Source organism: Aquaspirillum sp. LM1 (genome assembly GCF_002002905.1).
In the GTDB taxonomy this organism is placed as follows: domain Bacteria; phylum Pseudomonadota; class Gammaproteobacteria; order Burkholderiales; family Aquaspirillaceae; genus Rivihabitans.
Window position 1 is genome coordinate 2,388,736 of record NZ_CP019509.1, and the last position, 12,862, is coordinate 2,401,597.

Consider the following 12,862-nt stretch of genomic DNA (forward strand, 5'->3'; position numbering starts at 1 on the left):
GGTTTACTCTCCAATAAAACTGCTGTGCTCTTCAATATCTACCGAGTCATCGCCAACCGATTTCACTTCAAACTCGATCTTGTGGCTGCCTTTGGGCGCGCTTTCCGGCGGAACCTGCACATTGATGGTCACCAGCACATTTTGCGTCGGGCCCACATCAATGATGTCACGTTCGGCCACCAGCTTGATGCCCGGCAGGCCCTTGACCGACAGCTTCAGCTTTTGCTGATTCTCGGAGATATTGATAAAGCGGATATTGTACGTATTTTCCAGCAAACCATCCTGAGTTTCACGCACCAGTGACGCGCGGTCGCGGATGATGTCCACCTTCAGCGGCTGGCGCAAGAACAGCCCAGTAACCGCAATGCTGAACACGGTAAACAGCACCAGACAGTACATCAATACGCGTGGGCGCTTCATCCGGGTCCAGATCTGGCTTTCCGGATAGTGTTTTTCCAGCGCGTTTTCGGTGGTGTAACGAATCAGCCCGCGCGGGTAGTTCATCTTGTCCATCACTTCGTCGCAGGCGTCGATACAGGCGGCACAGCCGATGCATTCGTACTGCAGCCCATCGCGGATATCAATTCCGGTGGGGCATACCTGCACGCAAATGCCACAATCCACGCAGCTGCCTTTGTTCACGCTGGCCGGGTCGATGCCCTTTTTGCGTGCGCCACGCGGTTCGCCACGTTCGGTGTCGTAGGAAATAATCAGTGTGTCGGCGTCAAACATCACGCTCTGGAAGCGGGCATACGGGCACATGTACTTGCACACCTGCTCGCGCATGAAACCGGCCATGCCGTAGGTGGCAAAGCTGTAGAAGAAGATCCAGAAGGTTTCCCACGGGCCCAGATCCCACACCAGCAGCTCGTCAATCAGCATGGTGCGCGGGGTGAAGTAGGTCACCAGGGTAAAGCCGGTAATCAGCGAAAACACAATCCACAGCGTGTGTTTGGCGCTTTTCAGGCCCAGCTTGCGCGCCGACATCGGCGCGGCATCCAGCTTGATGCGCTTGCTGCGGTCGCCTTCAATCCAGTGCTCAATCCACAAGAACACTTCGGTATACACCGTTTGCGGACAGGCGTAGCCACACCACAAGCGGCCCGCGATGGTGGTCCAGACAAACAGCCCCAGCGCGCACATCATCAGCAGGGCAGCAACGTAGATGAAATCCTGCGGAAAGAAGGTGATGCCAAAAAAGTAGAACTTGCGGTTGACCAGGTCAAACAGCACTGCCTGGCGGTCATTCCAGCTCAGCCACGGAAACACAAAGTACACCAGCTGGGTGAGCACCACCATGGCGATGCGCAAATTGGCAAACAGGCCGGTCACATGGCGAGGGTGAATTTTTTTGTGCTCTGCGTACAGCGAGACGGTTTCGGCCTGTTCGGCCTTGTCGCTGGGGACAGGTTTGATCGGGATGGACTTTTTGTCGGTAGACATACTCGTGGTTCCTGAGTGAGGTTTAGCCAAACGGTAGCACATGCCGGCATGATAGAGCAGGCTACCGCTTGGCTAAACCCCCTGCGCATGGTGACAGGGCAAAGAGGCAAACAACTGATGCCACACATTCTATCAAATCAGATAATGATTTGGGCGGAATTAGTGAACCAAAGTTTTCCGCTTGTTGATGCAGGTCAACATCGCGCCGGCCAGCACTCCGCCATGGGTTGCAGGATACGCGGAAACGACACTGCCCGCCGAAGCGGGCAGTGTGACACAGACAATCAGCCAGATAAATTACTGAGCTTTTTGTGCGCCGTTGGACAGACCCCAGACATAAGCGGTCAGCAGATGCACCTTGCCGTCGCCCAGGAAGTCTTTCCATGCCGGCATCTGGTTGGCGCGACCATTGGTGATGGTTTCAATAATGGTCTTTTCGGTGCCGCCATACAGCCAGATGTTGTCGGTCAGGTTAGGAGCGCCAATGCCCTGGTTGCCCTTGCCATCCGGGCCGTGACATGCGGCGCATACAGCAAAGTCGCCCTTGCCGCGTGCAGCGCGGTCGGCATCATGCTTCTTGCCAGACAGCGACATCACGTAGTTGGCCAGATCCTTGACCTTTTCTTCGCCCAGCGCAGCGCCAAACGGCGGCATCTGGCCCTGGCGACCGGCTTCCAGCGTCTGGTGAATGGCTTCCGGGCTACCGCCATACAGCCAGTCGTTGTCGGTCAGGTTGGGGAAACCCTTGGCACCACGGGCATCAGAACCATGGCACTGGATGCAGTAGGTCTGATACAGGCGCTGACCCATTTCACGGGCTTCCTTGTCACCGGCCACCGTCTTGATGTCCTGCTTCAGGTACTTGTCGTACAGCGGCTGGTACTTGGCTTCTGCCTGAGCACGTTCTTCCTTGAACTGGCCTACCGAGGTCCAGCCGCGCAGGCCAGCCCACTTGCCCAGGCCCGGATACAGGGCCAGGTAGCCAATGCTGAAGAAGATGGTCAGGTAGAACATGCCCATCCACCAGCGCGGCAGCGGGTTGCTGTACTCCTGCAGGTCGCCATCCCACACGTGAGCCATGGTCTGGACTTGCTCACCCTTTTTCAGTGTGGTCTTGGACTGGGTGAACAACAGCAAGGTCACGCCCAGGATGCCAATAATGACAACTGCGGTGATCCAGATACTCCAGAAATCACTAACAAAATCACTCATTTTTTTGCTCCGTCGGAAGCCGGCGGCGAGCGTGTGCCGCCAGCTTGCAGTGAATCATCACCGTCATCCATAAAGGGCACATTGGCCGCTTCATCGAACTGTTTCTTGCTGCTTTTGCTGTATGCCCAGAAGGCAATCAGCAAAAAGCAGACAAACGACAGCACGGTAAAGATGATTCGAATCAGATTGATGCCGTCCATGGGCCGGGAATCAACGCACGTTCTTCAGCGCCAGACCCAGGCCTTGCAGGTAGGCAATCATCGCGTCCATCTCCGACTTGCCTTCCACCATGGCCTTGCCTTCAGCAATTTCCTGGTCGGTATACGGCACACCCACCTTGCGCAGCGCCGTCATCTTGGCAGCCACACCATCAGCGTCGGCCAGATTTTTGGACAGCCACGGGAAAGCCGGCATATTGGATTCCGGCACCACATCACGCGGGTTAACCAGGTGGACACGGTGCCATTCGTCGGAATAGCGGCCGCCTACACGCGCCAGGTCCGGACCGGTACGCTTGGAGCCCCACTGGAACGGGTGGTCATACACCGACTCACCTGCCACCGAGTAGTGACCATAGCGCTCGGTCTCGGAGCGGAACGGACGGATCATCTGCGAGTGGCAGTTGTAGCAGCCTTCGCGGATGTAAATGTCACGACCGGTCAGTTGCAGGGCGTTGTACGGCTTCACGCCTGCCACTGGTTCGGTGGTGGATTTCTGGAACATCAGTGGCAGAATTTCAACCAGCATGGCCACACTGATGGTCAGGAGGGTAAACACGATCAGGTAGCCGACGTGTTCTTCAATCAGTTTCTGGATCTTTTCCATGTTCGCTTTCCTTCGTCCGACTTAGTGGGCGTGGGCCACAACAGCCGGAATCTCGGCGTTGACGGCACGACCCACAGCAATAGTGCGGAACATGTTGTAAGCCATCAGCAGCATGCCGCTCAGGTAGAACACACCACCCAGCAGACGCACAAAGTGGTACGGATAGGTTGCCTTGACCACTTCAGCAAACGAGTAGGTCAGGGTGCCGTCCACGTTCAGGGCGCGCCACATCAGGCCTTGCATCACACCGGAAATCCACAGGGCGGCGATGTACAGCACCACACCCACGGTAGCCAGCCAGAAGTGTGCTTCCACCAGCTTCATGCTGTGCATTTGCTCGCGGCCAAACAGGCGCGGCAGCAGATAGTAGATGGAGCCGATGGAGATGAAGCCCACCCAGCCCAGTGCGCCGGAGTGCACATGGCCGACGGTCCAGTCGGTGTAATGCGACAGGGCGTTCACGGTCTTGATGGCCATCATCGGGCCTTCAAAGGTGGACATGCCGTAGAAGGACAGCGACACCACCAGGAACTTCAGGATCGGGTCAGTGCGCAGTTTGTGCCATGCGCCCGACAGGGTCATGATGCCGTTGATCATGCCACCCCAGCTCGGTGCCAGCAGAATCAGCGAGAACACCATGCCCAGCGACTGGGTCCAGTCCGGCAGGGCGGTGTAGTGCAGATGGTGAGGACCTGCCCACATGTAGGTGAAGATCAGCGCCCAGAAGTGCACCACCGACAGACGATAGGAGAACACCGGACGGCCAGCTTGCTTGGGCACAAAGTAGTACATCATGCCCAGGAAGGCGGCGGTCAGGAAGAAGCCCACGGCGTTATGGCCGTACCACCATTGCACCATGGCATCCACGGCACCGGCGTAAACCGAGTAGGACTTGGTCAGGGTGACCGGAATTTCCAGGCTGTTGATGATGTGCAGCAGGGCCACGGCCAGGATGAACGCGCCGTAGAACCAGTTGGCCACGTAGATGTGCGACACCTTGCGCACTGCCAGGGTGCCAAAGAACACAATCGCGTAAGCCACCCAGATCACGGTGATCAAGAGGTCAATCGGCCATTCCAGCTCGGCGTATTCCTTGCCGGAGGTAAAGCCCAGCGGCAGGGTGATGGCGGCGAGCACGATGACCAACTGCCAGCCCCAGAAGGTGAAGGTTGCCAGTTTTTCGGCAAACAGGCGCACGTGACAGGTGCGCTGAACAACATAGTACGAGGTGGCAAACAATGCACAACCGCCAAAGGCGAAAATCACGGCATTGGTATGCAGCGGACGCAGACGACCAAAGTGCAGCCACGGACCAAAGTTCAGGTCTGGCCACACCAGCTGCGCGGCGATAATCACGCCCACCAGCATGCCGACGATGCCCCAGATCACGGTCATCACGGCAAACTGGCGCACCACCTTATAGTTATAAGTGGATTGCGTTTCCATTAAGGTTTCTCCAAGGTTGCTAACACAAGAATCAAAAACCGTCGCGCGGGCCTCTGGAAACGCCTTCATATGCCCCCATATGAAATACGCGCTTCCACCGCTATCGGGTCGAGGACGCCCGTTGCCGCCGTGCTGGCCAGCCTACGGGACAGACTACTGTCACATCCCCGCTTTGAATTGACCCATTTTACATCGAAGGGGCCTTCCAAGCCACACGGATACAACGGTATCTCGACAACGACCCTTGCCAGACGCAAGACTCAATTCCAGCCCGGTCATTATATTGTCATGACCTGGCAAGATGTTGACGTAGGTCAACCGAACCCCACCCAAAGCATGAGTGCCCCCGTATTTTTACCTAGACACTTCAGGCCATCTGGCCGTCAGTTCTGTGCGCCCAGCCCGGCTGGCCAGCCGGCAATGAACTTTTGCCCAGACCTGGCCTCAATCAGGCATACCCATCTTCGCCGCCATCCGGCACACTGTCTGTTCGACTTTTTGCCCATACGCCACCGCCATGATCCATGCCATTCATTACCGCCTGACCCTGGCCGACCCGGCTGCCCATTATTTTGATGTCAGCCTGACGGTTGATGCCCCTGGGCCGGCAGCGCTGACCCTGCGTTTGCCGTGCTGGATTCCTGGCAGCTATCTGATTCGCGAGTTTGCCCGACATATTGTCAGCCTGCGTGCCGAGGCCGACGGTCAGCCGCTGGCCATCGATAAACAAGACAAACACAGCTGGCGCGTTGAGCCTGGCGCTGCCCGCCAGTTGTGCGTGCACTACCGGGTGTATGCATTTGATTTATCGGTGCGCGGGGCGTATCTGGATCTGGAGCGCGGCTTTTTTAATGGCAGCAGCGTGTTTCTGGAAGTGGCCGAACGCACCGACCAATCGGTCAGCGTGGAAGTGGTGGCCCCCAGCCATCCGGCGTGCGCCGACTGGACACTGGTCAGCAGCCTGCCGCGCGCGGGCAAGCGGGGCCGCCACGGCTTTGGCCGCTTTTGCGCCGACAATTACGCCGAATTGATCGACCACCCAGTAGAAATGGCCCGCGTGGATTTCGTCCGCTTTACTGCTGCGGGCGTGCCACATGAAATTGCCGTCAGCGGCCAGCATCGCGGCGACCTGAAACGGCTGGCGCGTGACGTCAAGGCAGTGTGTGAATGGCAGATCCGCCTGTTTGGCACGCCCGCGCCGTTCAGCCGCTATGTGTTTTTGCTGTATGTCGGCCAGGATATTTACGGCGGGCTGGAGCATCGTGCCTCCACTGCGCTGATGGCCGACCGCCAGGCGCTGCCGGCCCCTGGCCAGCCAACGCTGGACAAAGCCTACCAGGACTTGCTTGGCCTGTTCAGCCATGAGTATTTCCACAGCTGGAACGTTAAGCGCATTGCCCCGGTGGCGTTTACCCCACACCAGCTGTATCAGGAAAACTACACCCGCCTGCTGTGGGCATTTGAAGGTGTCACCTCGTATTACGACGATCTGGCGCTGGTCCGCGCTGGCGTGCTGTCTGCCGAACAGTACCTGAAACGCCTGTCCGATACGCTGACTGCCGTTCAGCGTGCCCCTGGCCATCGCCTGCAAACCCTGGAAGACGCCAGCTTCGATGCCTGGGTGAAATACTATCGCCAGGATGAAAACAGCCCCAATAGTCTGGTCAGCTACTACACCAAGGGTGCGCTGGTCGCACTGTGTCTGGATCTGCTGATCCGCCGCGATACCGCAGGGCAGCGCTCGCTGGACGATGTGATGCGCGCACTGTGGCAGCGCTGGCTGGCCGATGGCCAGGGGGTCAGCGAAACCGGCTGGGAAGCGCTGGCCATGGAGGTCAGCGGGCTGGACCTGCGCGACTTTTTCCAGCGCGCGCTGCGCAGCACCGATGCACTGCCGCTGACCGAACTGCTGGCCAGTGTCGGCGTGACCCTCAGCCATACCGTGCGCGACAGCGACGACACCAGCCGCCCGGTGCCGCCGACGCTGGGGGTGAAAACCGAACGCGACCCACTGGGCTGGAAAATCAAGTGCGCCTATCAGGATGGCCCGGCGCAGCAGGCCGGCCTGTCCGGCGGGGATGTGCTGCTGGCGCTGGATGGCCTGCGTATTCACGACCTCGACGCCGTGCTGGCGCGCTATCAGCCCGGCGACAGCGTCACCGTGCATGCTTTTCGCCGCGAGCGGCTGCTCACGGTCACCCTGACCTTGCAAGCCAGCCCAGCCGACCACTGCGCGCTGGCATTCAACCCGGACGAAGTGACACGCTGGCTGGCACCCGGACGCTAAACGCAGCCCCCACCGCCCTGGCGGCCTTCAGGCGGCCAGGGCATATAACACAATGCCCTTCGAGAGTGTTAGCCAAGCGGGTATAATCCCGGCATCTTTGCTGACTCCTCCTCAAGCGCGCCTGAACGCGCTGGATCGCCCGACCATGTCCGAACACGCCCCCGTTGCCAAATACCTCCGTGACTACTGCCCCGCTGCCTTTCTGATCGACCGGGTGGATCTGGAGTTCGATATCCACGACAGCCACACCAGCGTGCGTTCACGCATGGTGGTCAAGCGTCATCCGCAAGCGGTCACGTCTGACAGCACGCTGTGCCTGCACGGCAGCGCCGAACTGGTGTCGGTGGTGCTGGATGGCGAAAAGCTGCCGCCATCGGCATGGACGCTGGCCGATGAACAGCTGTGTCTGGCCAATGTGCCGGAAAGCTTTATCCTGGATATCGAAACCCGGCTGGACCCGGCCAGCAACACCTCGCTGATGGGGCTGTACGCGTCCAATGGCAATCTGTACACCCAGTGCGAGCCAGAAGGCTTTCGCAAGATCACCTATTACCTTGACCGCCCGGATGTGATGGCCAAGTTTTCCACCACCCTGATTGCTGACCGCCAGCGTTTTCCGGTGCTGCTGTCCAATGGCAATAAAGTGGGTGAGGGGCTGACGGAAAACCGCAAGCGCCACTGGGTGAAATGGGTGGATCCGTACCGCAAGCCGGCGTATCTGTTTGCCGTGGTGGCGGGCAAGCTGGCGGTGCAGAAAGACCACTACACCACCTCGGGCGGACGCAAGGTCACCCTGGAAATCTACGTCGCCCCAACCGACCTGGACAAGACCGCCCACGCGATGAGCTCGCTGAAAAAGTCGATGAAGTGGGACGAAGACGTGTTTGGCCTGGAGTACGACCTGGACACCTATATGATTGTGGCCGTGGGCGACTTCAATATGGGTGCGATGGAAAACAAGGGTCTGAACGTCTTTAACACCAAGTTTGTGCTGGCCAGCCGCGACACCGCCACCGACTTCGACTTTGAAGGCGTGGAAGCGGTGATTGCCCATGAATATTTCCATAACTGGACCGGCAATCGGGTGACCTGCCGCGACTGGTTCCAGCTCAGCCTGAAAGAAGGGCTGACCGTGTTCCGCGACCAGGAATTCTCCGCCGACATGCAAAGCCGGGCGGTCAAGCGCATTGAAGACGTCAAGGGCCTGCGCGCCTTGCAGTTTCCTGAAGATGCCGGCCCCACCGCCCATCCGGTGCGCCCCGAGTCGTATATCGAAATGAACAATTTCTACACCATGACGGTGTACGAAAAAGGTGCCGAAGTGGTGCGCATGATCCACACCCTGGTGGGGGCTGCCGGGTTCCGCAAGGGCATGGATCTCTACTTCCGCCGTCACGACGGCCAGGCCGTGACCTGCGATGACTTTGTTGCCGCCATGGCAGACGCCAACCAGATCGACCTCACCCAGTTCAAGCGCTGGTACAGCCAGGCCGGCACGCCGGTGCTGGACGTCAGCCTGGACTGGTTTGCCGAAGGCCACACCGCCTCGCTGACCGTGCGGCAAACCTGCCCGGATACCCCAGGGCAAACCGACAAGCTGCCGCAGCACATCCCGCTGGCACTGGGTTTTCTGGCGGCAGACGGCCTGGAAATGCCAGTCACCCTGGCCAGCGACAGCGCCACCGGCCCGCTGACCCGGGTGCTGTCGGTCACCGAAGCGGTGCAGACCTTCACCTTTGTCGATCTGGCGGAAAAACCGCTGCCGTCGCTGCTACGGGGATTTTCTGCCCCGGTGCGGCTGAATTACGCCTACACCGACGCCGAACTGGCGTTTTTATGCGCGCACGACAGCGATGCATTCAGCCGCTGGGAAGCCGGCCAGACCCTGGCCAGCCGCGAGCTGCTGCGCCTGTATCGCGGCGAAGGCGAGCCAGCGCTGTCGGCCTGCCTGGTGGAGGCGCTGGCCAAAGTGCTGGACGGCGCTGACGCCGATCCGGCGTTTGCCGCCCTGGCGCTGACCCTGCCGCTGGAAGCCGAACTGCTGGAATTGCTCGACCAGGCCGACCCGGTGCGCCTGTGCCAGGTGCGCGAACAGGCCCGCCTCCAGCTGGCCCAGGCGCTGGCTGACGCCTGGCAAACCAGCTGGCAGCGCTACAGTGGCCGGCCATTCCGTCATGAAGACGCCGGCCAGCGGGCGCTGAAAAACCTGGCATTGTCTTATCTGGCGCTGCTGCCCGCCGGCGCAGCGGGAGCCCTGGCCAGCCAGCAATACCAGCAGGCGGACAATATGACCGACCGCATGGGCGCGCTGACGGCGCTGGCAGACACCCACAGCCACACCCGCGACACCCTGTTTGCCGACTTTGCCCAGCGCTTTGCCGACAATGCCCTGGTGATGGACAAATGGTTTGCCCTGCAAGCCGGCAGCCGTCGCGCCGATGTGCTGGACACGGTCAAATCGCTGATGGAACACCCGGCGTTTGCGCTGACCAATCCGAACAAGGTTCGCGCGCTGATTGGCGCTTTTGGCCGCAATCTGCCCGCTTTCCATGCGGCAGATGGCAGTGGCTACCGGCTGATGGCCGACCAGGTGCTGGCGATTGACGCCATCAACCCGCAAGTGGCTTCGCGGCTGGTCGCAGTGTTCAACCGCCGCACCCGCATCGAGCCGGCCCGCGCCGCGCTGATGCATGCCGAGCTTACCCGCGTGCTGGCGCAAGACGGGCTGTCGCGCGATGTGTACGAGATTGTGTCGAAAAACCTGCAGCAGGCAGCATAAGCCATGCTCAGCGGCTCAGACGGGCGGTAGACCACCCCGCCGCCCGTCTGAGCGTCAGCGCAGTTGCGCGGCCTTGTCCTGCTGTTCACACTGCCACATCGCCCACAAAAACCCCATCCCGACCCCCACCATTCCCGCCGCCACCCACAGCGCGCCGCGATAGCTGCCGGTGAGTTGCGCCAGCGTGCCGGCCAGCGCCGGAGCAGCAATCTGCGCCACACCGTAGCTCAGCGTCAGCCGCGCCATGGCCTTGGCCGGGTTGGCCGGCAGGGTGCGCCCGACAATCGACAGCGCCAGGCTGACAATGCCGACAAATGTCACCCCGTACAGCAAGGCGCTAAGCAGGTTCAGCCATAAACCATCGCTGAAGGCCTGCAGGGCAATCGCCAGCGCCTGCACGGCATAGGCCAGCAAAATGGCCGGCATCTGGCCCAGTTCGCGGGTGAGCCGGTCCCAGACAAAGCACGACGGCACCGCCGCCAGGCCAATCAGCATCCAGATGCCGCTGCCCCAGCCCGCCAGCGCCGGGTGGTTTTCCACAATCGCCACAATAAACGTTGCACTGACCACATAGCCCACGCCAGCACAAAAATAGGCCGCCATGAAGTAGCGCATCCAGCGGCTGGAGGGGGGCGTCACCGTGGGGGTGCTGCTGGTGCCCGCCAGCTGCGGCGCAGGCATCCAGCACCAGGCTGGCAGAAAAAACCCCAGCCCCAGCATGCCCAGCGCCAGCCACTGCGCCGACCAGTCCAGCCGGGGCAACATCGCCCCCACCGCCAGCCCGGAGACCACCACGCCCAGGCCCAGCCCGGCAAAGTGCGCGCCCAGTTCGGCGCGTAACTGATGGCGAATCAGCCAGTTCAGCACCAGCCCGGATGCCAGCAGCAAGCCTGCCGTGCTGCCCAGGCCAGACAGGTAACGCAGCAACGCCCAGATGGCAAAGTGCTCGGTCAGCCCCATCGCCGGCAGGCTGACAATGGCCAGCAGCAAGCCCCATCGATACAGCCGGTATTTCAGCGCCACGTCGCTGATTGACGCCGCCAGCAGCGCGCCAGACAAATAGCCCAGATAGTTAAACGCCGCCAGCCAGCCGCCGGCTGCGTGGCTCAGGCCGGCTTGTTCGCGCATCAGCGGCAGCAAAGGGGTATAGGCAAAACGGCCCAGGCCAACAGTCAGGATCAGCCCGCATACCCCGGCGGCAATCACCCGGCGGCGCTGGGCGGCCAGGGCAGGATCGATGGCCGGGGTCATGTGCGCACCCCCCGCGCGCTATCCTCCCGCGTGTGCCAGTGGGCCAGCGCGTGGCCCGTTTTGTTCTGGGTCAGATCAATGCAGCACAACATGGTGAGTCTCCTCGTGACAAGCGCTTGACGGATCAATGGACCGCCATCGTCGCCCTGCCTTCATCACTCGTGTGGTGGTGTGCCAGGCAGACGCATGCAAAAAATATTAGACCGATCGTCTAATTAATGCAAATATAGTCTGTCCAGCCAGCCGGGACCCATTCAGCCAACACGGCAACAGGCTTATTTCTGCGCAGGTTGGCGTACATATTTTTGATTTTGCTGGGTTTTACGTTTTGCCCAAACATAATTCCAGAATTCATCCGCGCACTGCCTAGCGGCGTGCAGCCCCCAAGGAAAGGCCTGCCATGGCACAAGACAGCTCCCGCCCCGACTTCTGGGAAACCCGTTATCAGCAAGGTGTGACCCCCTGGGACGCTGGGCAGATGCCGCGTCAGTTTGTCGCCTTTGCCACCCGCCGCCCAGCGGGTGAACGGGTGCTGGTACCCGGCTGTGGCAGCGGCTACGAGGTGCGCGGGCTGGCCGAGCATGGCGCGCAGGTGCTGGCGGTGGATTTCAGCCCGGCGGCGGTCAGCCTGGCGCGTGAGGTGTTGGGTGAATACGCCGACTGCGTGCAGCAGGGCGATTTTTTCCTGATTGACCAACCGCCATTTGACTGGGTGTACGAGCGGGCACTGCTGTGCGCGCTGCCACCCAAAGTGTGGGCCGACTGGGGCCGCAAAATGGCCGAGTTGGTGAAACCGGGCGGCGTGCTGGCCGGCTACTTCTTTTTTGCCGACACCCCAAAAGGCCCGCCATTTGGCACCACGCCGGATCAACTGGCCCAGTTGCTGGGGACGCACTTCACCCTGCTGGAACAGGCCCCCGCCGATGACAGCCTGCCGGTATTTGCCGGGCGGGAGCAGTGGATGGTCTGGCAACGCTGCGACAATTTGTCGCATTGATCCCATCGGTCCAAGCTCCGTATCATCCGGTACTTTTCCGTTTTTTTCTGGAGCCTGACCATGAAACGCCTGTTTGCCCTGGCCCTGCTGGCCGTCTGTGCGACTGCCAATGCCCACGATTACACGGTGGGCGAGCTGAAAATCGTCCACCCCTGGGCACGGGCCACCCCTGGCACCATCCAGAATGGCGCCGCCTACATGACGCTGACCAACACCGGTAAACAAGCTGACCGACTGGTATCGGCCAGCACCGAGGCTGCCGGCATTACCGAGCTGCACACCCACCTGAACGAAAACGGCGTGATGAAAATGCGCCAAGTGAATGATATTCCGGTAGAAGCCGGCAGCACGGTCAAGCTGCAGCCCGGTGGCCTGCATGTCATGCTGATCAAGCTGAAGCAGCCGTTGAAAGAAGGTGACAGCGTGCCGCTGACCCTGCGCTTTGAAAAAGCGGGTGAAGTGAAAGTGGACGTCAAGGTAGACAAAGTGGGTGCCATGCCCGCCATGCAACACGCTGGCCACTGAGTGACGACCGCCCCCTGACACGGCATGCGCAGGGGAGGCCACCGGAAGCAAACAGGCCCTCCTGCCCATGGATTCAGCATCCTGGTGCAGGGGGGCC

The 12,862-nt window shown here is 60.5% G+C and carries 10 protein-coding genes; 4 read left to right on the top strand and 6 right to left on the bottom strand.

What is annotated here, in order from left to right:
- Positions 1–3: 3 nt before the first annotated feature.
- From ccoG to ccoN, 5 genes are all read right to left on the bottom strand, one after another.
- Complete coding sequence (gene ccoG / locus BXU06_RS10250; protein WP_077299241.1) at positions 4–1,443, bottom strand: cytochrome c oxidase accessory protein CcoG; 1,440 nt, start codon at positions 1,441–1,443, stop codon at positions 4–6.
- Positions 1,444–1,740: 297 nt separating this feature from the next.
- A complete protein-coding gene (ccoP, locus tag BXU06_RS10255; protein WP_077299243.1) occupies positions 1,741–2,655 on the bottom strand; it encodes a cytochrome-c oxidase, cbb3-type subunit III in 915 nt (304 codons plus the stop codon).
- Positions 2,652–2,855, bottom strand: a complete 204-nt coding sequence (locus tag BXU06_RS10260) for a cbb3-type cytochrome c oxidase subunit 3 (RefSeq protein ID WP_077299245.1) — start codon at positions 2,853–2,855, stop codon at positions 2,652–2,654. The genes ccoP and BXU06_RS10260 overlap by 4 nt, the downstream gene beginning before the upstream one ends.
- Positions 2,856–2,865: 10 nt before the next feature.
- Positions 2,866–3,480, bottom strand: coding sequence for a cytochrome-c oxidase, cbb3-type subunit II (ccoO, locus tag BXU06_RS10265; RefSeq protein WP_077299247.1), 615 nt, complete (start codon positions 3,478–3,480; stop codon positions 2,866–2,868).
- A gap of 21 nt (positions 3,481–3,501) precedes the next feature.
- On the bottom strand, positions 3,502–4,926 hold the full coding sequence (gene ccoN, locus BXU06_RS10270) for a cytochrome-c oxidase, cbb3-type subunit I (protein ID WP_077299249.1): 1,425 nt from the start codon (positions 4,924–4,926) through the stop codon (positions 3,502–3,504).
- Positions 4,927–5,443: 517 nt separating this feature from the next.
- Between ccoN and BXU06_RS10275 the strand changes: the two genes are divergently transcribed.
- Together BXU06_RS10275 and pepN are read left to right on the top strand one after the other, a co-directional pair.
- Complete coding sequence (locus BXU06_RS10275) at positions 5,444–7,213, top strand: M61 family metallopeptidase (RefSeq protein ID WP_077299251.1); 1,770 nt, start codon at positions 5,444–5,446, stop codon at positions 7,211–7,213.
- 145 nt (positions 7,214–7,358) lie between these two features.
- Positions 7,359–9,992 (top strand): aminopeptidase N, encoded by a 2,634-nt coding sequence (pepN, locus tag BXU06_RS10280; RefSeq protein ID WP_077299253.1) that lies wholly within the window; start codon positions 7,359–7,361, stop codon positions 9,990–9,992.
- A gap of 54 nt (positions 9,993–10,046) precedes the next feature.
- Here pepN and BXU06_RS10285 read toward each other — a convergent pair whose 3' ends face one another.
- The gene (locus tag BXU06_RS10285; protein ID WP_077299255.1) at positions 10,047–11,243 is read right to left on the bottom strand and encodes a YbfB/YjiJ family MFS transporter; all 1,197 of its coding nucleotides are present in this window, start codon (positions 11,241–11,243) and stop codon (positions 10,047–10,049) included.
- A 400-nt stretch (positions 11,244–11,643) separates the two neighbouring features.
- On the opposite strand from BXU06_RS10285, the gene BXU06_RS10290 reads away from it, so the two are divergent.
- Positions 11,644–12,240, top strand: coding sequence for a methyltransferase (locus tag BXU06_RS10290; protein ID WP_077299256.1), 597 nt, complete (start codon positions 11,644–11,646; stop codon positions 12,238–12,240).
- 60 nt (positions 12,241–12,300) lie between these two features.
- The gene (locus BXU06_RS10295) at positions 12,301–12,765 is read left to right on the top strand and encodes a copper chaperone PCu(A)C (protein WP_077299258.1); all 465 of its coding nucleotides are present in this window, start codon (positions 12,301–12,303) and stop codon (positions 12,763–12,765) included.
- Positions 12,766–12,862: the final 97 nt, after the last annotated feature.